General features: G+C 66.8%; 28 protein-coding genes and 1 pseudogene. 14 read left to right on the top strand and 15 right to left on the bottom strand.

The window, feature by feature from the left end; translation table 11 throughout:
* The first annotated feature begins 17 nt into the window (after positions 1-17).
* Positions 18-779, top strand: a complete 762-nt coding sequence (locus R9X41_RS06720) for a glucose 1-dehydrogenase (protein ID WP_318634108.1) — start codon at positions 18-20, stop codon at positions 777-779.
* A 95-nt stretch (positions 780-874) separates the two neighbouring features.
* On the opposite strand, the gene R9X41_RS06725 is transcribed toward R9X41_RS06720, so the two are convergent.
* From R9X41_RS06725 to R9X41_RS06735, 3 genes are all read right to left on the bottom strand, one after another.
* Complete coding sequence (locus tag R9X41_RS06725; protein WP_318634109.1) at positions 875-1,639, bottom strand: metalloprotease LoiP; 765 nt, start codon at positions 1,637-1,639, stop codon at positions 875-877.
* A gap of 212 nt (positions 1,640-1,851) precedes the next feature.
* Entirely contained in the window at positions 1,852-2,847 is a 996-nt protein-coding gene (locus tag R9X41_RS06730) for a Bug family tripartite tricarboxylate transporter substrate binding protein (RefSeq protein ID WP_318634110.1), read from the bottom strand.
* 98 nt (positions 2,848-2,945) lie between these two features.
* The gene (locus R9X41_RS06735; protein ID WP_318634111.1) at positions 2,946-3,884 is read right to left on the bottom strand and encodes a LysR family transcriptional regulator; all 939 of its coding nucleotides are present in this window, start codon (positions 3,882-3,884) and stop codon (positions 2,946-2,948) included.
* 156 nt (positions 3,885-4,040) lie between these two features.
* Between R9X41_RS06735 and R9X41_RS06740 the strand changes: the two genes are divergently transcribed.
* The 3 genes from R9X41_RS06740 to R9X41_RS06750 all read left to right on the top strand — a co-directional run bounded on the left by R9X41_RS06740 (position 4,041) and on the right by R9X41_RS06750 (position 6,625).
* The gene (locus tag R9X41_RS06740) at positions 4,041-5,264 is read left to right on the top strand and encodes a CaiB/BaiF CoA transferase family protein (RefSeq protein ID WP_318634112.1); all 1,224 of its coding nucleotides are present in this window, start codon (positions 4,041-4,043) and stop codon (positions 5,262-5,264) included.
* Between the two features lie 50 nt (positions 5,265-5,314).
* On the top strand, positions 5,315-6,196 hold the full coding sequence (locus tag R9X41_RS06745) for an HpcH/HpaI aldolase/citrate lyase family protein (RefSeq protein WP_318634113.1): 882 nt from the start codon (positions 5,315-5,317) through the stop codon (positions 6,194-6,196).
* Positions 6,197-6,421: 225 nt separating this feature from the next.
* Complete coding sequence (locus R9X41_RS06750; RefSeq protein WP_318634114.1) at positions 6,422-6,625, top strand: hypothetical protein; 204 nt, start codon at positions 6,422-6,424, stop codon at positions 6,623-6,625.
* Positions 6,626-6,766: 141 nt separating this feature from the next.
* On the opposite strand, the gene paoC (R9X41_RS06755) is transcribed toward R9X41_RS06750, so the two are convergent.
* From paoC (R9X41_RS06755) to paoA, 6 genes and pseudogenes are all read right to left on the bottom strand, one after another.
* Entirely contained in the window at positions 6,767-8,956 is a 2,190-nt protein-coding gene (gene paoC / locus R9X41_RS06755) for an aldehyde oxidoreductase molybdenum-binding subunit PaoC (RefSeq protein ID WP_318634115.1), read from the bottom strand.
* Positions 8,953-9,924 carry a RibD family protein gene (locus tag R9X41_RS06760; RefSeq protein ID WP_318634116.1) on the bottom strand — a complete coding sequence of 324 codons (972 nt, stop codon included), beginning with the start codon at positions 9,922-9,924 and terminating at the stop codon, positions 8,953-8,955. The genes paoC (R9X41_RS06755) and R9X41_RS06760 overlap by 4 nt, the downstream gene beginning before the upstream one ends.
* Before the next feature lie 6 nt (positions 9,925-9,930).
* Positions 9,931-10,005, bottom strand: a pseudogene (locus tag R9X41_RS23670) (hypothetical protein); the annotation flags it as partial.
* Between the two features lie 89 nt (positions 10,006-10,094).
* Positions 10,095-12,293: an aldehyde oxidoreductase molybdenum-binding subunit PaoC gene (paoC, locus tag R9X41_RS06765; RefSeq protein ID WP_318634117.1), complete on the bottom strand. Its 2,199-nt coding sequence runs from the start codon at positions 12,291-12,293 to the stop codon at positions 10,095-10,097.
* Positions 12,290-13,246 carry an FAD binding domain-containing protein gene (locus R9X41_RS06770; protein WP_318634118.1) on the bottom strand — a complete coding sequence of 319 codons (957 nt, stop codon included), beginning with the start codon at positions 13,244-13,246 and terminating at the stop codon, positions 12,290-12,292. Before R9X41_RS06770 ends, paoC (R9X41_RS06765) begins: the two co-directional genes overlap by 4 nt.
* Positions 13,243-13,908: an aldehyde dehydrogenase iron-sulfur subunit PaoA gene (gene paoA, locus R9X41_RS06775; protein ID WP_318634119.1), complete on the bottom strand. Its 666-nt coding sequence runs from the start codon at positions 13,906-13,908 to the stop codon at positions 13,243-13,245. The genes R9X41_RS06770 and paoA overlap by 4 nt, the downstream gene beginning before the upstream one ends.
* A 159-nt stretch (positions 13,909-14,067) precedes the next feature.
* Between paoA and R9X41_RS06780 the strand changes: the two genes are divergently transcribed.
* The 5 genes from R9X41_RS06780 to R9X41_RS06800 all read left to right on the top strand — a co-directional run bounded on the left by R9X41_RS06780 (position 14,068) and on the right by R9X41_RS06800 (position 18,109).
* On the top strand, positions 14,068-15,039 hold the full coding sequence (locus tag R9X41_RS06780) for a LysR family transcriptional regulator (RefSeq protein ID WP_318634120.1): 972 nt from the start codon (positions 14,068-14,070) through the stop codon (positions 15,037-15,039).
* Positions 15,040-15,395: 356 nt separating this feature from the next.
* Positions 15,396-16,910, top strand: coding sequence for a hypothetical protein (locus R9X41_RS06785; protein ID WP_318634121.1), 1,515 nt, complete (start codon positions 15,396-15,398; stop codon positions 16,908-16,910).
* A gap of 108 nt (positions 16,911-17,018) precedes the next feature.
* Entirely contained in the window at positions 17,019-17,195 is a 177-nt protein-coding gene (locus R9X41_RS06790; RefSeq protein ID WP_318634122.1) for a hypothetical protein, read from the top strand.
* Positions 17,196-17,210: 15 nt separating this feature from the next.
* Complete coding sequence (locus R9X41_RS06795) at positions 17,211-17,501, top strand: hypothetical protein (protein ID WP_318634123.1); 291 nt, start codon at positions 17,211-17,213, stop codon at positions 17,499-17,501.
* 20 nt (positions 17,502-17,521) lie between these two features.
* On the top strand, positions 17,522-18,109 hold the full coding sequence (locus R9X41_RS06800) for a histidine phosphatase family protein (RefSeq protein WP_318634124.1): 588 nt from the start codon (positions 17,522-17,524) through the stop codon (positions 18,107-18,109).
* A gap of 254 nt (positions 18,110-18,363) precedes the next feature.
* Here R9X41_RS06800 and R9X41_RS06805 read toward each other — a convergent pair whose 3' ends face one another.
* The 5 genes from R9X41_RS06805 to R9X41_RS06825 form a co-directional block, all read right to left on the bottom strand.
* A complete protein-coding gene (locus R9X41_RS06805; RefSeq protein ID WP_318634125.1) occupies positions 18,364-18,780 on the bottom strand; it encodes an RcnB family protein in 417 nt (138 codons plus the stop codon).
* 187 nt (positions 18,781-18,967) lie between these two features.
* Positions 18,968-19,303: an SMR family transporter gene (locus R9X41_RS06810; RefSeq protein ID WP_318634126.1), complete on the bottom strand. Its 336-nt coding sequence runs from the start codon at positions 19,301-19,303 to the stop codon at positions 18,968-18,970.
* Between the two features lie 64 nt (positions 19,304-19,367).
* Positions 19,368-19,568: a DUF2256 domain-containing protein gene (locus R9X41_RS06815; protein WP_318634127.1), complete on the bottom strand. Its 201-nt coding sequence runs from the start codon at positions 19,566-19,568 to the stop codon at positions 19,368-19,370.
* Positions 19,569-19,605: 37 nt separating this feature from the next.
* A complete protein-coding gene (locus R9X41_RS06820) occupies positions 19,606-20,991 on the bottom strand; it encodes an MFS transporter (protein ID WP_318634128.1) in 1,386 nt (461 codons plus the stop codon).
* Positions 20,992-21,103: 112 nt separating this feature from the next.
* Positions 21,104-21,883 carry a TerC family protein gene (locus tag R9X41_RS06825; RefSeq protein ID WP_318634129.1) on the bottom strand — a complete coding sequence of 260 codons (780 nt, stop codon included), beginning with the start codon at positions 21,881-21,883 and terminating at the stop codon, positions 21,104-21,106.
* Between the two features lie 292 nt (positions 21,884-22,175).
* Between R9X41_RS06825 and R9X41_RS06830 the strand changes: the two genes are divergently transcribed.
* Positions 22,176-22,430 (top strand): DUF3606 domain-containing protein, encoded by a 255-nt coding sequence (locus tag R9X41_RS06830; protein WP_318634130.1) that lies wholly within the window; start codon positions 22,176-22,178, stop codon positions 22,428-22,430.
* 58 nt (positions 22,431-22,488) lie between these two features.
* Here R9X41_RS06830 and R9X41_RS06835 read toward each other — a convergent pair whose 3' ends face one another.
* Positions 22,489-22,773: a hypothetical protein gene (locus R9X41_RS06835; RefSeq protein WP_318634131.1), complete on the bottom strand. Its 285-nt coding sequence runs from the start codon at positions 22,771-22,773 to the stop codon at positions 22,489-22,491.
* A 264-nt stretch (positions 22,774-23,037) separates the two neighbouring features.
* Between R9X41_RS06835 and R9X41_RS06840 the strand changes: the two genes are divergently transcribed.
* Genes R9X41_RS06840 through R9X41_RS06855 form a run of 4 tightly spaced genes read left to right on the top strand, consistent with a single transcriptional unit; the run spans position 23,038 to position 25,261 of the window.
* Positions 23,038-23,379, top strand: coding sequence for a hypothetical protein (locus R9X41_RS06840; RefSeq protein WP_318634132.1), 342 nt, complete (start codon positions 23,038-23,040; stop codon positions 23,377-23,379).
* A 36-nt stretch (positions 23,380-23,415) separates the two neighbouring features.
* Positions 23,416-23,961 carry a hypothetical protein gene (locus R9X41_RS06845; protein ID WP_318634133.1) on the top strand — a complete coding sequence of 182 codons (546 nt, stop codon included), beginning with the start codon at positions 23,416-23,418 and terminating at the stop codon, positions 23,959-23,961.
* Positions 23,962-24,014: 53 nt separating this feature from the next.
* Positions 24,015-24,674, top strand: coding sequence for a hypothetical protein (locus tag R9X41_RS06850; RefSeq protein WP_318634134.1), 660 nt, complete (start codon positions 24,015-24,017; stop codon positions 24,672-24,674).
* Positions 24,671-25,261 carry a hypothetical protein gene (locus R9X41_RS06855; RefSeq protein ID WP_318634135.1) on the top strand — a complete coding sequence of 197 codons (591 nt, stop codon included), beginning with the start codon at positions 24,671-24,673 and terminating at the stop codon, positions 25,259-25,261. Before R9X41_RS06850 ends, R9X41_RS06855 begins: the two co-directional genes overlap by 4 nt.
* Positions 25,262-25,395 lie beyond the last annotated feature (134 nt).

Below are 25,395 nucleotides of genomic sequence, written 5' to 3' on the forward strand. Positions count from 1 at the left end.
TCACCAAGGTTTTTGTGATGACCATCGAATCAGAGACCCCCGTCATTCTTGTCACCGGCGGAAGCCGGGGTGTCGGTGCGGCGACAGCGCGGCTGGCCGCAGCCGAGGGCTACGACGTCGTGATCAGCTACCTTGCCGACCAGGCCTCCGCACGCCAGGTGGTCGCCGATGTCGAAACACAGGGTCGTCGGGCATTGGCCGTGCGTGCGGACAACGCCGATCCCGAGCAGGTCGCACGCCTGTTCACCGCCGTGGACGAGGCCTTCGGCCGCGTCGACGTGCTGGTCAACAACGCCGCGATACTGGCGCGGCAGTCACGCCTGGAAGACCTGGGGTTCGAGCGCATGCAGCGCATGTTCGCCGTCAATGCCATCGGTCCCATTCTTTGTGCGCAACAGGCGGTCCGGAGGATGTCGACGCGCCACCAGGGGCGAGGGGGCGCCATCGTCAACATCTCCTCGGCCTCCGCACGGCTCGGCAGCCCTCATGAGTACGTGGACTACGCAGCCTCCAAGGGTGCGCTGGAAACCTTCACCACGGGCCTGGCCAAGGAGGTGGCCCGGGAAGGCATACGCGTCAATTGCATCCGGCCCGGGCACATCTACACCGAGATGCACGCCAGCGGCGGCGAGCCCGGCCGGGTGGATCGGGTGAAAGACTCCATTCCGATGGGCAGGGGCGGGCAGCCCGAGGAGGTTGCCCGCGCCATCCTGTGGCTCGCGGGTCCGCAGGCTTCGTTCGTCACCGGCACCTTCCTGGATGTGACCGGAGGCAAATGAGCCCCGGACCACGACGCCCGTGGGCCATGCGATCGAGATGCTCGAGTCCAGGCAGCCACCGCCGGCCACGTGCGCGGCGGACGACGAGGCCAGGGTCATCGGCCGCCGGCTGCGTCCAGCCGACGCTGCATGGCGTTGGCGCGTTCGGTCGAAGGCGGGTGCGAGGCCAGCAGGCTGATGCCGGTGCCGCCGCCGAGTTGCGCGAGCTTCTGGAAAGCGGTCACCAGACCCTTGCGCTCCAGCTTGCGTTCGGTGAGCAGGTCGAAGGAGTAGTTGTCGGCGGCGGATTCCTGCGACTGTGAGAACTGGGCGTTGACGAACTGTTCGCCTAAAGCGCCCAGCTGCGATTGCGACAGGCTGCCGATGGCGCCGCCCATGGCCGCGGCCAGACCGCGCGCGGCCGACGCGGCATAGGCGGTCTGCATCTTGGACTTGGAATGGCCCAGCGCCACATGCCCGATCTCGTGGCCGATGACGGCGCGCAGTTCGTCGTCGTTCATCTGGTCCATCAGGCCGCTGTAGACCCGGATGCAGCCATTGGCCATGGCCCAGGCGTTCACGTCCTTGGTGAGGTAGACCTTGTAGTTGGCCGGGGTGCCGTTGACCGTCTGCGGCATGGCGGCCACGACCTGGTTCAGGCGGGTGACGTAGGCGCTGTCGCTGGCGGCGACCTGGTTCTTCTGGTCCATGCTGGCGCAGGACTGGTCGGACATGGTCTTGATGTCGCTGTCGGACAGCGCCATGACCTGCAAGGCGGTGCCGCCGATGGTGCCGAGCTGGCTGGTGTCCATGTTGCTCGTGGCCTGGCAGCCGGCCAACAGGGTCGAGGCCAGCAGGCCGAGGGTGAGAATTGTCTTCATTCGGTTGGTGCAGGGGACGGTGAATCAGGCGGGCAATGCTGATGGCGAAATCCCGGGATTGCGCTTTTGTGATGATTGGTTGCACCAAAACCAGTCATCGCCCCTGCCAGGCCCGGGCAGGGGCAGCGCTACGGCGTCGAGAACGTCGCCGATCCAGGTCCTGTGCCCGGGCCATCGCCCGGCGGCTGCCCGCGCTCGCCGGCACCAGGCGCCTAGTCCGCGCGCACGTTGCCCTGCCGTATCACCTCGCTCCATCGTTTCTGCTCGGCGATGCTGTAGGCCCGGGTCTGCTCCGGGTTCATGCCGATGACCTCGTAGCCCTTGCGGTCCATCCACTCCCTGGCTTCGGCCGAGGCCAGCAGCCTGGCGACGGACCGGTAGAGCAGGTCGACGACTTCCGGCGGCGTGGCGGCCGGCGCGTGCAGGCAGATCCAGGAGGAGTTGTCGAAGCCTGGAAAGCCTTCCTCGGCCACGGTCGGCACACCGGGCAACTGCGGCATGCGTTTGTCGCCGGCCAGCGCCAGGGCACGCAGCCGGCCGCCCTTGATGAGCTCCGCGGCCGACACCACGCTGGTCGCGGTGACGTCCACCACGCCGGAAGCGACATCGGCCAGCACCGCCGGCGCGCCCTTGTAGGGCACGTGCACCATGTGCACACCGGCGGCGTGTTCCAGGTTCGCGCCGGTGAGGTGCGTGATGTTGCCCACGCCGACCGATCCCAGCGAGAGCTCGGAGGTGCGCGCCGCCTGCAGCAGCACCTTCAGCGACGTGAAACGGCTGTTCGCGCCGGTGACGAACACCAGTGGCAGCTTGGCCACGACCGCGATCGGCGCCAGTTCCTTCTGCGGGTCGTAGGGCAGGCGGGGGAACAGCGCCGGGTTGATCGACAGCACGCCCACGTCGCCCATCAGCAGGGTGTAGCCATCGGGTGCCGCGCGGGCGACGGCCTGGGCGCCGATGGCGCCGTTGGCGCCGGGTTTGTTCTCCACCACCACCGGCTGGCCCAGCATCGGCGAGATGCCGCCGGCCACGAAACGCGCCAGGGCGTCGAGGCCGCCGCCCGCACCGGAGGGCGCGATCACGGTGATGGACCGTGTCGGCCAGGCAGGCTGGGCGGCCGCCAGCAGGGGGGCGATCAGCGGCAATGCGCCCAGCAGGGTGCGCCGGCGAAGGTGGTGCGAGGGCGCAGCGGAACAGGAACCGACCATGTATTTGTCTCCATCGGGCCGGAGGCCCGGTCCGGATGGTCGCGGCGGGCGCGGCGACGTGCCAGGGCCGGCGGGCTTATACGCTCCATAGGTGCCACTTATGCGGCCGCCTTCAGGGCGCGGCCCGGCACCGGGTAGTGGCGAGACAGGATGGCGCGCAGCCACTGGTGGCTGGGGTCGTTGTGAAAACGTTCGTGCCACAGCATGTAGCTGCTGACCTGGCCCAGGTCGAACGGCACGTCGTGGATGCGGATCGGAAAATAGCCGGCCATGCCGGCGGCGACCTGGCGCGGCACCGTGGCGATCAGGCCCGAATGCGCCGCGGCCGCCAGGGCGGCCACATGGTTGGGCAGGCGCAGCACCACGGTGCGCGCCAGGCCCATGCGCTGCAGGATGTGGCCGGCGCTGTCCTCGGCCTCTCCGAAGCGCGGCACCACCACGTGGCGGCCGGCCAGGTAGGCGTCTGCGCCGAGTCCGGGCGGCACGTCCAGGGCGGTGCAGCAGACGAAGTCGTAGTCGCCGAGCTTGATCTGGCGCAGCGTTTCGTTGGTACTGGAGAAGGTGCCGAAGGCCAGGTCGAGGTCGCCCGCCTCCAGCAGCCGGTGCACGTCTTCCGATCGGGTGCGCATGCTGCGGATGGAGCAGTGCGGCGCCTCGGCCATGAAGTCGGTCATGACGGCCGACAGCCCCAGCAGTTCGGCGATGTCGGTCATCGACACCACGAACTCACGCGCGGCGGTGGCCGGGTCGAACGCTGCCGGCCGCTGCGATATCAGCATCACCTCGCGGGCGATCCGGGCCACCGAGGCCTGCAGCTCGATGGCGCGCGGCGTGGGTTGCAGCGCATTGCCGGCCCGCACGAAAAGCGGGTCGCCGAAATAGTCGCGCAGGCGGCGCAGGGTCTGGCTGACCGAGGGTTGCGACACGTTCAGCGCGGCGGCGGCGCGCGACACCTGTCCGGTGTCGAACAGCGCCTTGAGGGTCAGCACCATGCCCAGATCGACCTTGACCGGGCCGGCGTTTTCGGGGGAGTTCATAAGCGCTGTCGATAAAGGGTATTAGCCTGGACCCGCTGGCCCGAGCGACGCATCTCTCTTCCAATAGCCGGATCGTCGATCCCGAAGGAGACAAGGTTCATAGGTTATGCGCATAGCGCCCCGCGGGGCATAGTGCCGACCCTGGGCCGCAACGCCATGACACTTTCCCGCGAACCCCATGCACCCGCCGATCTGCAAGCCAGCGAGGGAGGCCCGCTGGCGGGCTTGCGTGTGCTGGACCTGAGCGCCTACGTGGCCGGGCCCTTCGGTTGCACCCTGCTGGCCGACCTGGGCGCCGACGTGGTGAAGATCGAGCCACCTACCGGCGACAACCTGCGCAACTATCCCTCCACGCTCGCAGGCGCCTGCCGTTTCTTCGTGGGGGTGAACCGCGGCAAGCGCAGCCTGGTGATCGACCTGAAGAATCCGGAAGGCCTCGACACCCTGCGCAGCCTGGTGGCGCGTGCCGACGTGCTGGTGCACAACTTCCGGCCCGGCGTGGCCGAGCGGCTGGGCATCGGCTACGAAGAGCTGTCGGCCGGCCACCCCCGGCTCATCTACGCGGGACTCAGCGGCTACGGCGAAAGCAGCGGCCCGCTGCAGGCTCGCGCCGGCTTCGACCAGGTGCTGCAGAACATGACCGGTTTCTGCGTCGCCCAGGCCGAGCCGGGCGCCACGCCCGAAGTCGTCTATGGCTCGGTGATCGACTACTACGCGGCTTCCATGCTGGCGCTGGGCCTCACCTCGGCGCTGTATGCGCGCGAGCGCACCGGACGGGGCCAGCGCATCGCGGTGTCGCTGCTGGGCGCTGCCCTGTGCGCGCAGTCGGGCCGCTTCGTGTGGGCCGAGGGCGAGGCGGCCGATGTCGATCGCGGTACCCGCTCCACCGGCGTCAACGCGATCTTTCCGACGCGCGAAGGGCATCTCTACATTTCGGCGACCACGCCGCATTTCTGGCGCGCGCTGTGCCGCCATATCGGCCGCGCGGACATGGCCGACGATCCGGCCTACGACACGCCGCAGAAGCGCGTGGCCCGCCAGGACGAGATCACTCGCTGCATCGTTGCCGGCCTGGCCGCGCACACCGCCGAGGAGTGGGAGGCGCGACTGGCGGGCGAGGTGCCTTGCTCGGTCTCGCGGCCGATCGAGGAGATGTTCGAGCACCCGCAGGTGCAGGCCGAAGGCCACCTCGCGACCTACCGGCACCCCGAGATCGGCAGCTACCGCAGCTTTCGTACGCCGATTCAGTTTCAGGGCACGCCGCTGGTGCAGCCGCGACCGGCGCCCACCCTGGGCCAGCACGGGGAGGAGGTGCTGCGCGAGGCCGGCCTCACGCCCGCGCGCATCGCCGCGCTGCGCGATGCCGGCGCCGTGGGCTGAGCCGCCATCGCCTTTGCCGTCCATCTCGATCCTTCCCCCAGACCCATCCCATGCCCTTGCGTTCCTTCCTGTTCGCCCCCGCCAACCATGCCCGCCGGGTCGAGAAGTCGCTGACGCTCGATGCCGACGCGGTGATCCTCGACCTGGAGGACGCCGTGGCGGTGGCCGAAAAACCCGGCGCCCGCGCCCTGGCGGTGCAGGCCTTGCAGGGGCCGCGCCGCTGCAAGGGCTACATCCGCGTGAACGCGATGGACACGCCTTTCTGCTGGGGCGACCTGCAGGCCGTGGTGGCACCGGGTGTGGACGGCATCGTGCTGCCCAAGGTGGAATCGGCCAGCGGCTTGCTGGCGGTGCAGTGGGTGCTCGAACAGCTCGAACGCGAGCGCGGCCTACCGGCGGGCGGGATCGACCTTTTGCCGATCCTGGAAACCGCCCGGGGCGTGCGCGCCGTCGATGCCATCCTGGGCGCCGGCTGCCGGGTGCGCCGCGTGGCCTTCGGTGCGGGTGATTACAGCCTGGACATCGGCGTCACCTGGTCGCGCGACGAGGCCGAGTCGCGCCATGCCCGCGACGTGATCGTGACCGCCAGCCGCGCGCATGGCCTGGAGGCGCCCATCGATTCGGTGTGGGCGCGGCTGGAGGATGGCGACGGCCTCGTGGTCTCGGCGCGGCATGCAGCAGCCATCGGCTACCAGGGAAAGATGTGCATCCATCCCTCGCAACTGGGGCCGGTCCATGCGGCGTTCACGCCGACCGCCGAAGAGGTCGGCTTCGCACGGCGGGTGGTCGACGGTTTCGCTTTAGCCGAGGCGCAGGGCATCAGCGCGTTTCGAGTGGATGGCAAGTTCGTCGATTACCCGATCCTGTATCGGGCCCGGCGCGTGATTGCCATTGCCGAGGGGATCGCGGCCGGGGCGGCTGGTGCTTCGTGATGGTGGTGGAGCCGGTATGGGCCGGTGATCCATGGATCGCTTCACTGGTGATTCGCGACCAAGTGATGTTCGAAGGTGCGGCGTGAAGCGGTCGAGGACATCGGCGCGAGCGAGTCTGGTCGGGGCGTGCGTGAAGCCTCGTCCCTGGAGTGGCTGGACACGGCCCCCCTGGCAATTCACAGGCCGGCGTGACGGACCTTCATCGGCTCATGGCCAAGTGTCGCCATGTTCGCCCTTGCTTCATACGCTGAGGCGTCGCCCGGCCATCCGGTTCACCATCGCAGGGTCACGGTGCGAAAAGAAGCTGCTGGCGGCAGTTTCCAGTTTGGCGATCCGCGCGATATCTTTGTCACATCGGAGTGGCAGACGCCGCAGTTGCAGGATCTCGATGACGCCATCGTCCGCGCGGGTCACGGCGGTCGAAGTTGAAGAGGCCCAGGGCACCGGTGGGCGAATGGGCTGCGAAGGAGCGTACGTTGTAGGTCATGTCCAGAACTCCAGGCTTCGCACCGTTCTTCAACCAGGCTCCCATCCGTTTAACCGGAAGCAAGCAGGACTTGATGGTTCGGCTCAGGTCGGCATGGTCTTCAACAGCTTGTCGAGGGTGATGGGATAGTCCCGGACCCGCGCACCGGTCGCGTTGTAGATGGCGTTGGACACCGCAGCACCCACGCCCGAAATACCCAGCTCGCCCACACCCTTGGCCTGCAGCGGCGACGCCGTCGGGTCCGCTTCATCGAGGAAGACGACTTCCTGCCGCGGGACGTCCGCATGCACAGGAACCTCGTAGCCGGCGAGGTCGTGGTTGACGAAGAAGCCGTGGCGCTTGTCCACCACCAGCTCTTCCATCAAGGCCGCGCCCAGCCCCATCGTCATGCCGCCGAGGATCTGGCTGCGTGCCGTCCTGGGGTTCAGGATGCGGCCGGCAGCGCACACCGCCAGCATGCGCGACACGCGGATCTCCAGCGTGAGCACATCGACGCGCACTTCGACGAAATGCGCGCCGAAAGTCTGCTGCGCATAACGTTTGCTGAGGTCGCCGAATTCAACCGTGTCTTCCCCGGCGAGGTCGCCCGCCAGGGCTGCCTGGCTCAGGGCGACCTGCCGCTCGCCCTCTCGGACCTGGCCGTCCACGAAGCTCGCCTCGGCAGGGTCGAAGCCAAGTTGGATCGCCACTGCCTCGCGCAGCTTCATACAAGCGGCGTAGACCCCGGCGGTAGACGATGCAGCGCCGAACTGTCCGCCCGATCCTGCCGACTCGGGGAACAAGGAATCACCCAGTCGCATGGTGACCTTTTCGAGGTCGACACCCATCATTTCGGCGGCGGTCTGGGCCAGGATGGTGTAGCTGCCGGTACCGATGTCGGTCATGTCGGTCTCGACCGTGATGCCGCCGCCGCTGTCGAGCCGCACCCGCGCGCCGGATTTCATGACCGGTGCGCCGCGCAGCGCCACCGCCATGCCCATGCCCACCCGCCAGCGGCCGTCGCGCACCTGACCCGGCACAGGATTTCGACGAGACCAGCCAAAACGTTCCGCGCCCAGTCGCAGGCACTTCACCAGCTGTCGAATCGAATAGGGGCGGGCCGGGTTCTCAGGGTCGACCATGGTGTCGTTGAGCACACGCAGTTCGACCGGGTCCATTCGCAGCTTCTCGGCCAGTTCGTCCATGGCCACTTCGAGCGCCATCATTCCGGAGGCCTCGCCGGGCGCCCGCATGGCGTTGCCCTCGGGCAGGTCCAGCACCGCCAGCCGCGTCTTGGTCATGCGGTGGGCACCGGCATACAGCAGCCGCGTCTGGTTGGCCGCCTTTTCGTACATGCCGCCCGGCAGGTTGCCGGAAAGTGTCTCGTGGCCGATGGCGACGATCCTGCCGTCCAGTCCGGCACCGATACGCACCCGCTGCAGGGTGGCCGGCCGATGGGTGGTGTTGTTGAACATGAGCGGCCGCTGCAGAGCGACCTTGACCGGCCGCCCTACGGCGCGCGCAGCCACGGCGGCCAGCACGGCGTCGGCCATGACCGAGCCCTTGCCGCCGAATCCGCCGCCGATGTAGGGTGCGACGATCCGGATGTTTTCCTTGGGGAGACCCAAGGTCTTGGCGAGGTCGCGCGTTCCCCAGGAGACGAGCTGGATGGCCGTCCACAAGGTGAGCTTTTCACCCTGCCACGCGGCGACGGTCGCGTGCGGTTCCATCATGGCGTGCGACTGGTCGGGTATCTCGAACTGCGCATCGACCTGCACCGGCGCAGCCGCGTAGGCGGTGTCGAAATCGCCGACCGCGGTGTCTGGCTCCTGTTCCGGCGCGACGGCGGAAGGACGCGCCGCGGCCAGGTCGAACCGGCCGGCAGTCGCGGCATACCGTACGTCCACCAGGAAAGACGCCGACCGGGCCTGCTCGAAAGTCTCGGCCACGACGATGGCGACGGCCTGGTGATAGTGGTCGACATCGGGACCGGCGAGTGCCTTGGCGACATAGAACATTCCCTTGTCGAGCGTGCCCGCCTCGCTGGCTGTCACCACACCGAGAACGCCGGGAGCGGCCTTCGCCCTGGCGGTGTCGATTGACACGATACGGCCCTTGCCGATGCCGGCGCCGACGATGAAGCCATAGGCCTGCTGCGCGACCACGTCGTAATGCTCGTAGGCATAACGGGCCGTACCGGTGGTCTTGGCCGGCCCGTCGATGCGCTGGGCGGGCTGGCCCACGACACGCAACCGGTCGATAGGGTTGGAAATGACGGGCGTGTCGAATTTCATGAAGACATCCTGGGTTGCGGCCAGGCCGGGCCGACGCGGTAACGCAGGTGCACGGTACCGGCGGCCACAGGCTGCGCGGCTATCAGTTCAAGCTTGAGTTGCGGCCCCACCCCGGTCGCGCCGGTTTCGAAGATCGCCGGGTTGCCGGTGGTTCCGTCGATGGCCGGGCACAGCAGCAGGCTGATCTCATCCACGGCCCCCGCTTTCAGAAAGGCGCCATTGATTTTTGCGCCGCCTTCCAGAAGCAGCGTGCGGATATTCAGTCGTTCGCCGAGCGCCACCAGCATGGCGACCACGTCGATGTCGTCGTCCGGCATGACCAGATAGGAGACACCGGCAGCCACCAGTTCGGCGAGGTGGCTGTCCGGGACGGAGTGGCCCAGGATCACCACGACATGACCGTCGTCCGCCGTGTTTTTGTCCCAGTGCAGGCGACCGTGGCGGTCCATCGCGATCGCGAACTTCTTTGCCTGCTGGTCGGCCACGTACCAGGGCCGCCCGGGTGGGGATGCTGGCGGGCCGGCATCGAAAGCGGTACCGGTCGCGAAGTCCTGCATGGTGGTAGTGCCGCCCAGCCAGGCATCGGCGCCGAACTCGACATGCAGGCGCTGGTATTCGTCGTGCATGGCTTTCTTGAGAGCACTGCCGTCCGGCGCCCAGGGGTCGACCAGCAGACGCCCGTCGAGCGGGCTGACCATGTGGCAGATGACGTACGGTTTTTCGCTCATGCGGTATTCCTTGCTTTTGACGTGCGGTGCTGGTGTTACTGCGCGCTGTACTGCTCGTCGCCGACCTTCGCCATCCACTCGACGGCCTTTCCATCCAACGATTCGGCGATGGCGATGTGTGTCCTGCTCGTCGCAGGTGAAGCGCCGTGCCGGTGCTTTATCGCTGGCGGTGTCCACACCGTGTTGCCCGGGCGGCGCAACCGGGTCGTCTTCGATGCAGCCGCCGCTGACGGAGCCCACCACAGAACCCTGTTCGGACAGGGCCAGGATGGAGCCTCCCGGCCGGGGCGACGAGCCCCCAGGTCCGGACCACCGTGACAAGCCGTACGTGGCAACCGGCCGGCCGCCCGGCGCACAGGGTCTGGAGGGCCCGCAAATCGAAGTTGTCCATCGCCGGCACCCATTGCTGTTCAGGCGTACGCCGGCATGTGCGGCAGCAGTTTGTCGAGCGTGATGGGATAGTCACGCACCCGTGCGCCGGTGGCGTTGTAGACCGCGTTGGCCACCGCCGCCCCCACGCCGCACAGGCCTAGTTCTCCGATGCCCTTGGCTTTCATCGGCGACGAAATGGGATCGGTTTCCGGCAGGAAGATGACTTCCTGCTGCGGTATGTCGGCATGCACCGGCACCTCGTACCCGGCCAGGTCGTGGTTCACGAAGAAACCCTTGCGTTTGTCGACGACCAGTTCTTCCATCAGCGCCGAGCCGACGCCCATCGTCATGGCGCCGATGACCTGACTGCGCGCCGTCTTGGGGTTGAGGATGCGGCCGGCGGCGCAGACGGCCAGCATGCGTCGCACCCGGATCTCTGCGGTGTCCATCGCCACGCCGACTTCGACGAAGTGGCCGGCAAAGGTCGACTGCTGGTACTCCTTGCCCAGGTCGCCGTATTCGATGGAGTCCTCACCCACGATGCCGCTGTCGCCCGCCGCTTCGGCCAGCGTCATCGACCGGCCGGCGGCCCGCACCATGCCGTCGGCCAATAGCAGATCGGCAGGCGCGACGCCCATCTTTCGTGCGATGGTTTCGTACAGCTTCATGCAGGCCGCGTACACACCCGCGGTGGCGTTGTTGGCGCCCCATTGACCGCCTGAACCGGCCGACACCGGGAAGGATGAGTCGCCCAGCCGCACGTCGACCTGCTGCAGCGTCACGCCCATCATCTCGGCGGCCGTCTGGCCCATGATGGTGTAGCTGCCGGTGCCGATGTCGGTCATGTCGCTTTCGACGATGACCTGGCCCTTGCCGGTGATCCGCACCCGGGCGCCGGACTTGGTCAGCTGGTTGTTGCGGAAACCCGCTGCGACCCCCATGCCGACCAGCCAGCGGCCATCCCGGCGCTGCCCAGGCTGGGCATTGCGCTGCGACCAGCCGAAACGCTCGGCGCCCAGCCGCAGGCATTCGACCAACTGCCGCTGCGAGAAATGGCGGCCCGGCTTTTCGGGATCTTCCTGGGTGTCGTTGATGGCACGGAACTCGATGGGGTCGATGCCGAGCTTCTCGGCCATCTCGTCCATGGCGATCTCCAGCGCCATGAGACCGGGTGCCTCTCCCGGCGCGCGCATGGCGTTGCCCTCTGGAAGGTCGAGCTGCGAAATGCGCAACGCCGTATAGCGATTGGCGCCGGCGTAGAGCAGGCGGGTCTGCGCGACGGCGTTTTCAGGTTTGCCGCCCGGCAGGTTGCCCGACCAGCTTTCGTGCCCGATGGCGGTGATGTGGCCGTCGCGCTCGGCACCGATGCGGATGCGCTGGATGGTGGCCGGCCGGTGCGTGCTGTTGTTGGCGATGAGCGGGCGCTGCATCGTCACCTTCACCGGCCTGCCGACCGCGCGGGCGCCCAGGGCCGCCAGCACCGAGTCGGCCCGCAGGAACAGCTTGCCGCCGAAGCCGCCGCCGATGTAGGGCGAGATCAGGCGCACCTTGTCGGGCGCCACGCCGAGCGTGGTCGCCAGGTCGGCTGCCGTCCAGGCGATCATCTGGTTGGAAATCCAGACCGTCACCTTGTCGCCTTCCCACGCCGCCATGGAGGCGAAGGGTTCCATCATGGCGTGGCTGTTGTCGGGAGTGCTGTAGGTAGCGTCCAGACGCACCGGTGCATCTGGATAGGTGCCAGCGAAATTGCCGAAAGCGCTCTCGGGACGACCGGTCTTGGGGACCGTCGCGGTGGCGCGCGATGCGGCGAGGTCAAACGCACCAAAGGCTGCGACGTAGTCGATTTTCAGCAATTGCGCGGCGGCACGCGCCTGCTCGAAGGTTTCGGCCACCACCAGCGCAACTGCTTGGTGATAGTGGTCGATTCCAGGGCCGCCCAGCAACTTGGCATCGTTGAACTTGCCTTTGCCGAGCTGGCCGGCGTTCTGCGCGTTGACAACCGCCAGCACACCGGGAGCCGCCAGCGCCGCCTTGGTGTCCATCGAGGCGATACGGCCCTTGGCGATAGCCGAACCCACGATGTAGCCGTAGGCCTGGTTGGGGACGGCGTCATGCTGTTCGTAGGCGTAACTCGCCAGGCCGCTGGTCTTCAGCGGACCGTCGATGCGGTCGAAGGGCTTGCCGACGACCTTCATCCGGTCGATGGGGTTGGTAGAAGCGGGAGTGTCGAATTTCATGACTGGCCCTTCGCCTGATTCAACACGCCGGCAAGCGTGCGTTCGACCAGGGCCACCTTGAACTCGTTCTCGTGTGTCGGCCGTGCAGCACCGAGCAACAGCGCGGTCGTGGCCTTGGCACCCTGCGGCAAAACTGCTTCCGCTGACGCCATGCGCCACGGCTTGTGTGCGACGCCGCCGAGGGCCACGCGTCCGGTCCCGTCTTTCTGGACGACGGCCGCCACCGAGACGAGTGCGAAGGCGTAGGACGCCCGGTCACGCACCTTGCGGTAGATGTGGGTTCCGCCGATCGGTGCCGGCAATGTCACCGCGGTGATCAGCTCGCCACGTTCGAGTACGGTCTCGATATGCGGCGTGTTGCCCGGGAGCCGATGGAAGTCGGCGATGGGAATGCGGCGTTGCTGGCCATCCGGGCGCAACGTCTCGACCGTCGCGTCCAGGGCACGCATGGCCACTGCCATGTCGCTCGGGTGGGTGGCAATGCAGGCGTCGCTTGCACCGACCACCGCATGCTGCCGGGTCGCGCCACCAATGGCCGAGCAGCCGGCACCGGGCTGGCGCTTGTTGCATGGCATGTTGGTGTCATAGAAATACGGGCAGCGGGTACGCTGCAGCAGGTTGCCAGCGGTGGTCGCCTTGTTGCGCAACTGGCCGGAAGCGCCGGCCAGCAACGCACGGGATAGCAGGCCATAGTCGCGCCGCACATCGACATGCGCGGCAAGGTCGGTATTGCGAACCATGGCACCGATGCGCAAGCCGCCATCGGAGGTTTTCTCCATCTTGTCCAGGCCCAGCCCATTCACGTCGATGAGGTGCCCGGGCGCTTCAATCTGAAGCTTCATCAGGTCCAGCAGGTTGGTACCGCCTGCGATGAACTTCGCCTGCGGGTTGCCGGCGGCGGCGATGGCGGCCGAACGAACCGACACCGCACGTTCGTAGGTAAACGACTTCATGCCGCACCTCCGGTCGACTCGGCGACTTCGGTTATCGCATCGAGGATGTTGGAATAAGCGCCGCAGCGGCAGATATTGCCGCTCATGCGTTCGCGGATTTCGTCTGCGGACAGCAGCGGCCGGACGTTCAGGTCGGCACTGACGTGGCTGGGGATGCCCGCCTTGATTTCGTTGAGCACGCTGACGGCCGAACAGATCTGCCCAGGCGTGCAGTAACCGCACTGGAAGCCATCGTGCTTCACGAACGCCGCCTGCATGGCGTGCAGCTTTTGCGGGCTGCCCAGGCCCTCGATGGTGGTGACCCGCGCACCTTCGTGCATCACCGCCAGGGTGAGGCACGAGTTGATGCGGCGACCATCCACGATCACCGTGCAGGCGCCGCACTGGCCGTGGTCACATCCCTTCTTGGTACCCGTGAGATGCAGCTGTTCGCGCAGCGCATCCAGCAACGTCGTCCGGGTGTCGAGCGCCATGGTCTGCATCTGGCCGTTGATGGTCATGCTCACCGACATGACAGCTTCGCTCTGGGTGGCGGACACGTTGCGAGCGGGCGGGGCGGCTTCGGCATCTGGCGTCGCGGTCGCGCTCACCGCGCCAGCCGAGGCCGCTCCGACGATGAACAGGTCTCGCCGGGTCAGGGCCGGGTCTGGGAATTTTTCCATCGTGAGCTTCCTTCTGTGAGGGTTGGGTGCAGCTGGGGCCGGACGGCAAGGCCGAAACTTCACTATAGGTAAGGGGCTTTCGACCGACTAGCCACAATCTGCTGGTTAATCCATCATGTTTTTCTTGTTAATCAAACCGGCTAAAAGCGCCTTGCACCCGTGGCCTTCAACGAACTTCGCGCCATCTCTACCTTTGTCAAAGCCGCTGAACTGGGCAGTCTTCGCAAGGCCGCCGGGGAGCAAGGTGTGTCACCGCAGGCGGCGAGTCAGTCGCTAACCCAGCTGGAATTACATCTCGGTGTCCGGTTGTTTCACCGCACCACCCGAAAGCTCAGCCTCACCGACGAAGGCGAAGAATTTCTCGCTACCGCCAAGCCCGGGCTCCATACCCTGGAACGCGCACTGCTCGGCGCCCGCAAAGGAAGCGAAGGCGTTGCAGGGCCGCTTCGGATCGTGGGCCCGCGTTCGACCATGTTGCAGGTATTGCCCCCCGTGCTGGAAGAGTTTTGCAAGCTGCATCCGGAAGTCAGGCCAGACGTGCAACTCGACGACAAGCTCGGGAACTGGGTCGAGAGCCGAGTCGACGTTGGCTTCAGGGCAGGCAGCCCGCCCGACACTGGCGTCATCGCTCGCCGCCTGATGCCGTTGCAGCTGATCGTCTGTGCATCACCCGGGTATCTGCTGGCGCATGGCACGCCGACCAGCATCGACGATCTGGTCAACCACCGCTGCAGCGGATTCCGCTCACCCCAGATGCCGAACGAGCGCCCGTGGGACTTCAAGGTCGGCAATGAAATCGTGTCGCGGATGATCCCGGCGGTATTCACCACCAACGACCTCGACGTCGAAGCCAGTGCCGTGGTCGCGGGCGAAGTGATCGGCCAGATAGACGGCGTCACCGCCACGCCGCTGGTCCGTAGCGGTGCGCTAATACCGGTACTTGGGCAGCACATGGTCGACCACCTGGGTCTGTACATCTATTACGGCAGCCGAGTCGCGTTGCCCAAACGCATACGGGCATTCATCGATCTGGCGGTGGAAAGATTGGTGGATAACGACCGGTTCTTTCTGCATCCGCACGAGCTGATGGCCAACATTCCGGTCAAAAAGCCTCGACGTCGGGCAGCCTGATCGACACGGGACAGAGCTCGTGAGGCTCATCGGTATCGAGCTCGAAGGCGCCCGGCTCAGCTTCGCAACCGTCTCTCTGCAGAACCCCGCGCGATAGCGCCAGGCAACGAAATCGCATGCCTGACCGAGCTGGTTGGGCCGGCACCGCCGTGCCTCGGCCATCGCCAATGGCACACGGTTTCCTCGGCGCCTGATCGACCTATCCCGCGAAGGCGGTATTTACGGCAGGGGAGGGCGGTTCTACCTTCGGCCTCGCTTTTCAGGTCCCGGCGGCGCGGCTGTCGCCGATGCAGCGACGAGGCTTGATCGGAGGTGTGTGGTTCGGAAATTCCCGTCGATTCGAGGAGCGAAAGTTCATGAGCATTCGGCAAGCGCACGTGCCCTGGATTCAGGGCTACGATTTTGGAGTGGGTGTCGATCTCGTTTCGACCAGTCCGATGGCCCGCGTCGTCACCGATGTCCACCGCGCTGCCGCGGCGGGCGCCACGGTGCAGTTTCAGGTGCAGAGAATCCGCACCACCAGCGATCTCGAAGAGGCGCTCGACATCAACGTCGAGGCGAGTTATGGATCCGCGCTTTTCGGCGCGGGCGTGGATGCACGGCTCAATTTCGCCAAGAGCGTGCGTGTGCAGACCTCGTCGCTTTTCATGGCGGTGACGGCGTCGGTGAAACTCGGTTTTCTGTCGATCGACGATCCGCAACTCACCGCCGATGCCGCTTCGCTGGTCGATCGGCCCGACATATTCAGCCGCCGATTCGGAGACACCTTCGTGCGCGGCATGCTCATGGGCGGGCTGTTCGTCGGTGTCATTCACATCGAAACCCAGAGCAGCTCGGATACCGAGAATATCGTCACCGAACTCAGCGGAACCTACGGGCTTTTTTCCGCCGACGCCAAGGTCAAATTCCAGCAGCTCCAGACCAAATACAACGCTTCGTCTTTCGTTCAGATGTACCACGAGGGTGGTCCGGTCAACCTGAAGATCATGGATACGACCGACCCGAACGAACTGCTGCAGAACGCCAATGCCTTCCTGCAGTCGTTCAAGGACACGCCGGATGCCGTGTCTACCGCCTACCAGGTAACGCTCGCACCGATCGCCATCGCGCGTGGGCCGCTGCCGCTGAACGAAGCCGATATCGAGCATGCCCAGGACGTGCTGGCCGTCTGCGCACGGCGCCGCTCGTTTTTGCTCGATCAGTTGAACGGCCTGCAATACATCGCCGACCACCCGGGCAAGTTCGATTTTTCCAATGGCGCGCAGATGCCGGAGATTCAGACGGCGGCCGCCAACACTCAGACAGACCTCGACCTGATCGCCCAATGCGCCAGCGCGGCCATCAACCATCCGGAGCACGCGGCGCTGCCGGTCGATTTTGCGGTCGCCAATGGCACGGTCTTTCCCAAAGCCGTCATGCCGACGCTGTTGCCCTTGTCGAAAACGGGGGCGATTCCGGCGCCGGAGACTTTCTTGACGGTGCGGCCCACGCCCACCTACAACGTCTACGGCATGCTGTTGTGGGCCGGCTGGGCGCAACGCGACGAAATCGGCGTCGTGCCTGAAGACCAGCTGCGCGCCCGGTTGATCGACCATCTGAATCAGCTCGCCAAAGTACCGACCGATCATTTTTTTCAGAGCCTGAAGAGCGTCACGCTGACCGGCAAGGCCGCCATCATTCTTTTTCTGCTCAAGACCCGGATCTGCACCGCCGATCAATTGAAAACCATGACCGTCGACGAACAGCGCGCGACGGTCATCACCCGGGACCAGACCCATTCCGGGCGCTCGTTTCCTTTTTGGGAGAAATACGGGGATTCCGACCTCGCTGACGCGGCCCTGAACTGGGCCTACAAACTCATCCCTGCCTGAGGGATCCGGGCATTCGCCCGCGGAACCGGATGCGGTCCGCCATTTACCGCCAACGCGCCGAAGACCGACGCGTCGATTTCCAGACCTCGATATGTCCAGGAGAAACCCATGTCCTATCCGGAAGACGAAGCAGCAGACACCAGCAGTCTCGACACACCGGTCGATTGGGGTCAGTTCCCGGAGCTGGTGCGTGCCACCACGCTGGGAAACGATTTCGACGCCTACCTGACCGATATCGGCGTCGACCCTTCGCAGGCGGACAACGGCGCCGGCGGCAATACCTGAACCCGGGAGACCACCATGGCATGTCTCGATGAAAAACTGACCGCCGGCCTCGCCGGCACAGCGGTGGCGGCGGGCGGTGTCGGCCTGATCGCATCGACCGCCACCGGCCCGGCGTTCTTCGCCGCTGCCGTCGGCTGGCTCACCGCCTGTGCAGGCTATGGGGCCTCGCTGGCCAAATATGCGGCCTGCCTGGCGGCCAATGGACAGCCTGAATTCGCCAACGCGGTTCGCGAGAAAGCCGCGGCGATCGAACGGGAGATCGACGCGTTCAGGCAATGGGCTCGATCGATCGGGGCGCCTTTCTAGCGGCGTCGAAGCAGAACACCATGAACTTCACACGTCAAAGATGGGCCCGCCAGGTGGTCTCCGCTGTCATTGGTCTGGCGCTGGGCGCGGCGACGGTCCTTGCGCGGGCCCAGGCCGATGAGAAAGTGGCCTGGGACGCTCTTCGGCAAGGCGCGGTGCTGCTGGTGCGCCATGCCAACGCGCCAGGAGTGGGCGACCCCGCCGACTTCAAGCTCGGCGACTGCCGTACCCAGCGCAATCTTGACCAAACCGGCCGCGAGCAGGCCCGGCAACTTGGCGAGCAATTCGCGAGCCACCAGATCGCGGTGGGCGCCGTGCTGACGTCGCAGTGGTGTCGGACCAAGGAGACGGCCGAAATCGCGTTCCCGAACCGTGGGCGGGAAGACGCCAGCTTCAACTCGTTCTTCGGTGACAGCGACAGTCAGCCGGAACAGACCGCCGCCGCGTTGAAGATTCTGAAGCAGTGGAAAGGTCCGGGCGCGCTGGTAGTCGTCACGCATCAGGTCAACATCACCGCATCGACCGGCGTGGTGCCGACCTCGAGTGAAGGCGTGGTGGTGAGGCCAAAGGCAGACGGCATCGACGTCGTCGGACGCCTGACGCCCTGACGCCCTGACGTCTGCGGACGGTGCGATCAAAAGCCGGGCGCGAGCGCTGGCGCGCAGCCGCGCTTTCGACTCGAATCGTTTCATTCGCGGGCAGGGACCTTCTCGGTGGCGTCCCGGCTCGACGTGGCTGTGCGAGCCGTCATGACTTTCCCGCCGATGTCGCCGGGCCGGGCTGGTCACCACCGACTATCCGGCGGAAGCGCGGGCCTCGTGACGTAGCTGCGGTCCGACGGAGCAAGCACCGCCGAGCCGCCCTACTGATTCAGGATGATCGAAGCGATGACGCCGCTCGCGATCGCGATCAGGACGTAGTCTCCGCCCGCCTGCACCCAGTGGTATCCGCGGGGCGGCGCACTCAGGCGATGGCCGCGCCAGTCATCGACCACGTACTGACGGCCCCGGTATTGGGGCGGGATGCGGTCACCGCGATACCACCCGTGGTCAGGCCCGCCACCTCGCGTGTCGAAGCGCCTGTCAGGACCCCGGTGGTCGAAGTGCCTGTCCGGGCCATGATGTTCGAAGTGTTTGCCCGGGCCCCCACGGGGGCCGTGGGCCTTTTGCTTGCCGTGGGGGCCTGCACGGTTGTCGTGCCGCCCGTGATGAGGGTCTGCGAACGCAGCAGCGGAGAAACCCATACTCATCGCAATCACCAGCGCTGCAATCTTGTTCATCTTCACTAAACCTGTGATGTTGGCCGCAGAGCATAAATGCTGCGGCTCGATCGGTATCGACCCTGATGCCGCTGCTCGCCTGCGAGGCAGCTTCGGCCAAGCATCGGGTGGCTCGCTCCCGGCGCAGCCCCGCCACGCCGTCGATTCTTGAGATTGAGATTCACGTAGGCAGCTCGGAGATAACGCCTCAGTGCGACGCACTCCGCGAGAAGACGTTGATGACCACTACGCCCGCGACGATCAGACCCATGCCCAGCATCGCCGGCAGGTCGAGCTTCTGGCCGAACCAGATCCAGCTGATCAGCGAGATCAATACGATGCCGACGCCCGACCAGATGGCATAGGCGATGCCGGTGGGGATCGTGCGCAGGGTCAGTGACAGGAAGAAGAAGGATACCGCGTACCCCGCGATCGTGACGACGCTGGGCCACAGTCGCGAGAACCCGTCGGAGCTTTTCAGGAAAGTCGTGGCGACGATCTCTGCCGCGATGGCGCAGGCCAGGTACAGGTAGGCAATGGACATCGCGCCATTATCGGAACCGGGCTGCCGATGCCGGTGCGGGCAGTTGCAGCCGAATACATCCGGGTCAGACCGGCGTGGCGCGACCCTTTTTCCGGCGGCAGGCATCGCTGCAGTATTTCACTTCGTCCCAGTTCTTCGCCCAACTTCGCCGCCAGGTCATCGGCAAGCCACAGGCCACGCACAACTTGCTCGGCAGGTCGGCCTTGTTGCCACGATGACGCGGCGGCGCCAGGGGTGCCGCCAGAGGCGATTTTGCTTTTGCCATCACACGCATCCTGCAGAAATTGGTTCGATCGAAAGCCTCAGGCCGCAGCGGTCCTCACGCTCGAAAGCGTGGCGAACGCCACCAGCGCCGACAGGAACGCACAGCCCGCGCCGAGCAGTGCAGCGGCGTGAAAGGCCCGGGCGAGTTCGGGGCCTTGCTGTCCGATCACGGCACCGCACAGGGCCGTGGCGATCAGCCCGCCGGTACGGGCCACGGCGCTGTTGAAGCCGGATGCCGTGCCGGTGTGCTGTCGATCGACCGATGAAAGCACCGCCGTGGTGAGTGGCGCGACCGCGCCCGCCATGCCCAGCGCCATGACGACCATCGCCGGAAAGGCCGCGGTCCAATAACTGGCGTCGGCCGAAATGCGCAGAAAGAGCAGCAAGCCCAGGCCGGCGACCAGCGGCCCCAGGGTCAGTGGCCAGCGCGGCCCCATGCGTTCGGCCAGCCGGCCCATCGAGCGCGATCCCAGACCCAGGATGATGGAGAACGGCAGGAAGGCCAGCCCGGCCTGCAAAGGCGTGTAGTGCGCGGCCTCGATGAGGAAATACGGCAGCAGCACCAACAAGCCCCCGAGCGCGCCGTACAGCAGAAAGGTGAGGGCTGTCAGGCCGACGAAGGCGCGTGAGGCGAAAAGGCGGCGCGGCATCATGGCCCGGTCGCCGAGCCGGGCTTCGAACAGCGAAAACGCCACCAGCAGCACGACCCCGGTCAGCAGTGGCGCCAGCACGGTGGAGCCCGACAGGCCACTGCCGGACCAGAGGGTCAGCGCCCAGGTCAGGGCGCCCAGGGCGAGCGTGGCCAGCAGCGCGCCGACCACGTCCAGGGGACGACCCGGATCGGAACTCTCGTCCACGTAGCGATGGCCCAGCCACCAGGCGCCCAGAGCCAGCGGCAGGTTCAGCAGGAAGATGGATCGCCAGCCGGCCACCTGCACCAGCCAGCCGCCCAGCGGCGGCCCGACCGCTGCGGCGATCGCCCCGACGGCCGCCCAGGTGCCGATGGCCCGGCCCCGCGCTTCGTCGGAGAACGCTGCTCCCAGAATGGCCAGCGAGTTGGGCATCAGCAGCGCGGCCCCCAGGCCCTGCAGCCCACGCGCGGCCAGCAGCACCGGCTGACCCGGCGCCAGTGCGCACGCCAGCGATGCCAGCGCGAAGATGACGATGCCCCACAGGAACACGCGGCGGCGGCCGTAGTGATCGCCCGCCGCGCCACCGAAAAGCAGCAGGGCGCTCAAGGGCAGCAGGTAGGCGTTGATGGTCCACTGCAGCGCAGCGGTATCGGCGTGCAGCGCGCGGCCGATGTCGGGCAGCGCGACGTTGACCACCGAGCCGTCGACGAACGCGAGGCTCGAGCCCAGGATGGTCGCGGCCAGGGTGAGCCGCGGGTGGCGAGGCGGTGCGGCGGCGGTAGGGGTATGCATGGTTCACCTCGTTGCGCGCGGCGCGCCGGATCGGGCGAGGCTGACCAGCCCCTTGCAAATCAGTCGGACCGAGCGCTTGCCACGGGCCCTGCACACGTTGGCCGCCCAGGCATCAAGCCGCCGGCTTCTTGCCGCGCCGGGCCCACATGTTGAGCACCTCCACCAGCGTCGAGAAGGCCATGGCCGCGTAGATGTAGCCCTTGGGCACGTGCACACCGAAGCCGTCGGCGATGAGCACCGCGCCGATCATCAGCAGAAAGCCCAGCGCCAGCATCACCACGGTGGGGTTGCGGTTGATGAAATTGGCCAGCGGGTCGGCGGCGAGCAGCATCACCGTGACGGCGGCGATCACCGCGATGACCATCACCGCCAGGTTGTCGGTCATGCCGACGGCGGTGAGGATGGAGTCGATCGAGAACACCATGTCCAGCAGGATGATCTGCACGATGGCGGCCGAGAAACCGATGCTGGCCGTTCCCCGCTTGTCCAGCACGTCCTCGGTGGCCACCGGGTCGACGGCGTGGTGGATTTCCTTGGTGGCTTTCCAGATCAGGAACAGGCCGCCGGCGATGAGGATCAGGTCGCGCCAGGAGAACTGCGTCTCGAAGCTGGGCACTCCAGCGGCGTTGAGCGTGCCGCTCCAGCCGAGGTCGAACACCGGTGCAGTGAGGCCGACGATCCACGCGATCATCGACAACAGCAGCAGGCGCATGCCCAGGGCGAGGCCGATGCCGATGCGGCGCGCGTTCTGGCGCTGATGCGCGGGCAGCTTGTTCGACAGGATCGAGATGAAGATCAGGTTGTCGATGCCGAGCACGATTTCCATCACCACGAGGGCCAGCAATGCGGCCCAGGCGGTGGGATCGGACATCAGGGCTTGAAGGCTGTTCATGGCTTCGATGGCGAATGGAGGTGGCGCGATGATGCTCGGTCCGGCGCCAGCTGTCGCGTCAGACAGTAGCTCGCCTGACCCTGATCGCCATCTTCGCCACGATGAAAACGCGGCGAAGCCTCGCAAGAAGCGCAACGTGGGTCGGCGCCTGCAACGGGCGCACGACCGATGTAGGCGAGCTGCACGGCAATGTGGGTGGTGTCCCACCCGGGCCGATGCGTTTCGACGGTAGAAGACGGCTTTTCCGCGACCGGCATCCGCCGTCGCATCAACCTGACGAGGAGCTTCTTCCATGAACGACCAGACCAGCGCTTCTTCTTCTTCTTCTTCGTCCGGCGGCGCCGTCCCCGACCGCATCGATGCCGGCTCCGAGGCGTCCGTCTCGCAATGGGCGCGCAAGCTCGATGCGACCGACATGCAGATTCGCGACGCGATCGCCGAGGTCGGCAGCCTGGCCACCGACGTCGAGATGCATCTGAAGGGCAGCCGCAGCACCACGAACGACGACCGCGTGGACGAGGCGGGCGGCACGACCGGGGCTGGCTGACCTCGGCCGGCAGTCTTTCTCTGCGGTCCTCGGCGACAAGTTACCCCCCCAACCTCCCCTAAAAGACCGGCATCTCCTGGAGCCGTTGCTCCGGCGGTGTCGAGGGAAAGTCGACCAGGCTGACACGGTCGCGCACCTGCCCCACGTTGACCTTGCATCCCGGCGCCCCGCGATGGCACACATGCACCGCGCTGCGGGAGACCTCGCTCATGGCCACGGTCACCGGCACCACCACCGAATCGCCGTGCCGGATGTCCTCGCCGATGACGTCGACCTCGTGCCAGCGCACATGGGTGATGTGCCCGGCCGGGTCCCGTCGCACCGCCTCTATTGCATAGATCACATTGCCTCCTGGAGTTGGTCTTCATTTTTTTGGGCAAGCCCCTCGCCGCTTGTAAAGGCCGGACGTGGCCACGTGTAGGCCGGTCCGCCGGAGCGGGCATCGGTCGTTTCCCGGCCGGGCACCGGCCTGCGACGGACGAATGCGACGTGGCCGCCTACAGCCACAGCCGATGAATCCTGGGGAGGCGGCAAGCCCGCGTTCGCGCCAATGGCGTGGCGGGCAGTGGCCGAACCTCTTTTTCCCCCCGCAGTCTCCGGAGACAAGATGACCAAAACCCTGATGAAGCTTTGTGCAGGCACCGTCCTGGCCATCGGCGCGATCGCCAGCCAGGCCCAGCCGGCAGCCGGCAACCCGCCGGCAAGCGTCGGCGTATCCCCCGGCACCGCGGCCGACGCCGCCGGCAAGGCGGTTCCGCGATCGGACACCGGCACTCTGGTGCGCACCGCACCGACCGCCGCGGACCGTGGTCGTGCCGCAGCCGACGGCGCAGCCAATGCGCCGTCCACCGCCGCGACGGCACCCAACACCGGCGCAATGCCTGCCACCGGCGCGGCCGGCGATCCGCCCACCCCCATGCCGCGCGCCCGCAAGGCCGACCGCAGCTGAGCATCCTCTCCCACTCCTGAAAAAAGAAAGCTGTACATGACCTCCATCCAATCGACCAACGACTCCGGCCGCCTCGTGACTGGCCTGTTCCCCGATCGCGACAGCGCGGAAGCCGCCTACACCTCGGCCAGCAGCCGCGGCTACAGCAAGGACGACGTGAACCTCGTGATGTCCGACGCCACCCGTGACCGCCATTTCGCGGGCGAGAACGTCGGCACCGAAACCGAACTCGGCAACAAGGCCGCCGAAGGCGCGGGCATCGGCGGCGCCATCGGCGGTACGGTCGGCGCGGTGATCGCGGCGGTCGCAGCCGTCGGTACCAGCCTGGTCCTGCCGGGTATCGGCCTGGTGGTGGCCGGACCGATCGCCGCGGCGGCTGCCGGCGGCGGCGTGGGCGCCGCGGGCGGCGGCATCATCGGTGCGCTCATCGGCTGGAACATTCCGGAAGAGCGGGTGAAGCACTACGAACACGGCATCCGGAACGGCGGCATTCTGATGGGCATGCGCGCCAAGACAGACGAGGACGCCGCGCACTTCGAATCGACCTGGAAGGAAAATCGCGGCGAGCACATTTACCGTTGAGGCACCGGGGGCTGTTTCGGCGGCCTGACCGGTGGCCAGTTTCTTCGGCTTCCATGTTTTCAATCACCCAGCGTCGCCTCGCCACTGCCGGGATGGCGCTGTGTATGGCGACCGGCGCTGCCTCTGGTGCGAGCGGGCCGCGCATGGTGCCGTCGTCGGCCGTCCGGGCGTTCGTTTCCTGGGCGATCGCCGACCGGGCGGGCACGCCCGACCGGCCCTGGGCGGTGCTGGACAAGAGCGGCGCCCGGCTCCATGTCTTCGACGCTCGCGGCGCCCTGCTGGCCTCGTCGCCCGTGCTGCTGGGGGCCGCCGTGGGCGACGATTCGGTGCCCGGCATCGGCGACCGCCGGATCGCCGACATCCGCCCCGAAGAAAAGACCACGCCGGCCGGCCGCTTCGCCACCGAGCCCGGCCGCAACCTGCAGGACGAGGACATCGTCTGGGTCGATTACGACGCCGCGATCTCGTTGCACCGGGTGCGTCCGCTGGCCGGCGAGCGACGGCTCGAGCGGCTGGCCAGCGCCACCGCGCGCGACAACCGCATCTCTTACGGCTGCATCAACGTGCCCGCCGCTTTCTACGACCGCTGGATACGTCCCGGCTTCGGTCGGGTCGCCGGCTGGCTGTATGTGCTCCCCGAGACGCGCACGGTCGACGCGCAATTTCATATCAACCCCGGCGGATACCACCCGCCATCGGAAAAGCCTCGATGAAGATCGCCTGCCTCGCCTGGGGCTCCCTGCTCTGGAAAACCGCTCCGCTGGCACTGGCCACGCCCTGGCACGACGACGGCCCCCCGTTGCCACTCGATTTCTGCCGGGTGGGCGATGGCGGTGAACTGGCGACCGCGCTTCACGAGGGCTCGCCGCTGCAAATCTGCTGGTGGGCCCTGCTCCAGACCGGTTTGCTCGACGAAGCCCGCGAGCAGCTGCGCCAGCGCGAGCAGATCGATGCGGACCGTGCCGACGGCATCGGCCACCTTCCGGCCGACCGCGCATTTCCGTTCGACGAGCGCATCCGCGCCTGGATGGCCGGCAAGCCGATCGACGCCGTCGTGTGGACCGCGCTTTCGCCGCGTTTCGACGGCGTCGAAGGCCGTGCGCCCGATGCCGCCGGCGCGGCGCGATACCTGGACTCGCTCGCGAACGGGAAAAGGGACCATGCGGAGCAATACATCCGCCGGATGCCCGCCCGATTCCGGACTCCGACGCGATCGGAAATCGAGCGCCGGCTGGGATGGACCCCGCTGCCGGAGGCCTTAGCCGCCAGTGGCGCTCCGCGGGCGTTCGCCGCTCCATAGCCTCCAGCCGACACCCGATGTCGGCTTGCACTACGTCGACGAGGGTCAATGGATGAGGCCCGGCAAGCTCTGCCTGTGCCACCGTAGCGGCAGTGGCGTCGCATCCGGCGCCGCACAGACCCATACGAAGGAGC

Source organism: Xylophilus sp. GOD-11R, from assembly GCF_033546935.1.
In the GTDB taxonomy this organism is placed as follows: Bacteria; Pseudomonadota; Gammaproteobacteria; order Burkholderiales; family Burkholderiaceae_C; genus Xylophilus.

What these genes read in the sequence shown, in the direction of transcription:
- R9X41_RS06720 (WP_318634108.1), top strand. Translation starts at nt 18, where the DNA reads ATGACCATCGAATCAGAGACCCCCGTCATTCTTGTCACCGGCGGAAGC.
- R9X41_RS06725 (WP_318634109.1), bottom strand. Translation starts at nt 1,639, where the DNA reads ATGAAGACAATTCTCACCCTCGGCCTGCTGGCCTCGACCCTGTTGGCC.
- R9X41_RS06730 (WP_318634110.1), bottom strand. Translation starts at nt 2,847, where the DNA reads ATGGTCGGTTCCTGTTCCGCTGCGCCCTCGCACCACCTTCGCCGGCGC.
- R9X41_RS06735 (WP_318634111.1), bottom strand. Translation starts at nt 3,884, where the DNA reads ATGAACTCCCCCGAAAACGCCGGCCCGGTCAAGGTCGATCTGGGCATG.
- R9X41_RS06740 (WP_318634112.1), top strand. Translation starts at nt 4,041, where the DNA reads ATGACACTTTCCCGCGAACCCCATGCACCCGCCGATCTGCAAGCCAGC.
- R9X41_RS06745 (WP_318634113.1), top strand. Translation starts at nt 5,315, where the DNA reads ATGCCCTTGCGTTCCTTCCTGTTCGCCCCCGCCAACCATGCCCGCCGG.
- R9X41_RS06750 (WP_318634114.1), top strand. Translation starts at nt 6,422, where the DNA reads ATGTTCGCCCTTGCTTCATACGCTGAGGCGTCGCCCGGCCATCCGGTT.
- paoC (WP_318634115.1), bottom strand. Translation starts at nt 8,956, where the DNA reads ATGAAATTCGACACGCCCGTCATTTCCAACCCTATCGACCGGTTGCGT.
- paoC (WP_318634117.1), bottom strand. Translation starts at nt 12,293, where the DNA reads ATGAAATTCGACACTCCCGCTTCTACCAACCCCATCGACCGGATGAAG.
- R9X41_RS06770 (WP_318634118.1), bottom strand. Translation starts at nt 13,246, where the DNA reads ATGAAGTCGTTTACCTACGAACGTGCGGTGTCGGTTCGTTCGGCCGCC.
- paoA (WP_318634119.1), bottom strand. Translation starts at nt 13,908, where the DNA reads ATGGAAAAATTCCCAGACCCGGCCCTGACCCGGCGAGACCTGTTCATC.
- R9X41_RS06785 (WP_318634121.1), top strand. Translation starts at nt 15,396, where the DNA reads ATGAGCATTCGGCAAGCGCACGTGCCCTGGATTCAGGGCTACGATTTT.
- R9X41_RS06790 (WP_318634122.1), top strand. Translation starts at nt 17,019, where the DNA reads ATGTCCTATCCGGAAGACGAAGCAGCAGACACCAGCAGTCTCGACACA.
- R9X41_RS06795 (WP_318634123.1), top strand. Translation starts at nt 17,211, where the DNA reads ATGGCATGTCTCGATGAAAAACTGACCGCCGGCCTCGCCGGCACAGCG.
- R9X41_RS06800 (WP_318634124.1), top strand. Translation starts at nt 17,522, where the DNA reads ATGAACTTCACACGTCAAAGATGGGCCCGCCAGGTGGTCTCCGCTGTC.
- R9X41_RS06805 (WP_318634125.1), bottom strand. Translation starts at nt 18,780, where the DNA reads ATGAACAAGATTGCAGCGCTGGTGATTGCGATGAGTATGGGTTTCTCC.
- R9X41_RS06810 (WP_318634126.1), bottom strand. Translation starts at nt 19,303, where the DNA reads ATGTCCATTGCCTACCTGTACCTGGCCTGCGCCATCGCGGCAGAGATC.
- R9X41_RS06815 (WP_318634127.1), bottom strand. Translation starts at nt 19,568, where the DNA reads ATGGCAAAAGCAAAATCGCCTCTGGCGGCACCCCTGGCGCCGCCGCGT.
- R9X41_RS06820 (WP_318634128.1), bottom strand. Translation starts at nt 20,991, where the DNA reads ATGCATACCCCTACCGCCGCCGCACCGCCTCGCCACCCGCGGCTCACC.
- R9X41_RS06825 (WP_318634129.1), bottom strand. Translation starts at nt 21,883, where the DNA reads ATGAACAGCCTTCAAGCCCTGATGTCCGATCCCACCGCCTGGGCCGCA.
- R9X41_RS06830 (WP_318634130.1), top strand. Translation starts at nt 22,176, where the DNA reads ATGAACGACCAGACCAGCGCTTCTTCTTCTTCTTCTTCGTCCGGCGGC.
- R9X41_RS06840 (WP_318634132.1), top strand. Translation starts at nt 23,038, where the DNA reads ATGACCAAAACCCTGATGAAGCTTTGTGCAGGCACCGTCCTGGCCATC.
- R9X41_RS06845 (WP_318634133.1), top strand. Translation starts at nt 23,416, where the DNA reads ATGACCTCCATCCAATCGACCAACGACTCCGGCCGCCTCGTGACTGGC.
- R9X41_RS06850 (WP_318634134.1), top strand. Translation starts at nt 24,015, where the DNA reads ATGTTTTCAATCACCCAGCGTCGCCTCGCCACTGCCGGGATGGCGCTG.
- R9X41_RS06855 (WP_318634135.1), top strand. Translation starts at nt 24,671, where the DNA reads ATGAAGATCGCCTGCCTCGCCTGGGGCTCCCTGCTCTGGAAAACCGCT.